Here is a 384-nt window from a genome sequence, read left to right on the forward strand (position 1 = left end):
CATTTCTGGTTTAACCTTCTCATGAGTAAATAACATTTTTCTTTCCTTAACTAACTGCCCTCTTAATCTAAAGAGTTCCTTTAATTCTCTCATTTCTTCTTTAGCGTAAATAGTACTTTCTAACCGGTCTCCAAACCTTTCTCCATATTCACGTATACGAGATGCATCAACCTTATCTATTTTCCCTTTACGAAGCCCTAAACTATGTCTTATTTCATAACCTGTAGCTAAAGCAATTGGTACATTAAACTGATTACAAAGAAAAACTAATAACTCTCCATAGACACCCGTATATTCAGCACATAGAAGTGCAGTTTTAGGCAAACTAGTTAAAAAGGACTCTATCCCATTAAGATTATTCTTAACTACTAAATGAGCCATCTT

Annotated in this window: 1 protein-coding gene; it reads right to left on the minus strand. The window is 33.6% G+C overall.

Annotated features, from left to right (window positions below; translation table 11 throughout):
- The coding region (locus OM075_RS26730; RefSeq protein WP_301193411.1) for an IS110 family transposase at window positions 1-384 on the minus strand (384 nt) is incomplete at both ends.

Source organism: Plebeiibacterium sediminum (assembly GCF_026013605.1).
Taxonomy (GTDB): Bacteria; Bacteroidota; Bacteroidia; order Bacteroidales; family Marinilabiliaceae; genus Saccharicrinis; species Saccharicrinis sediminus.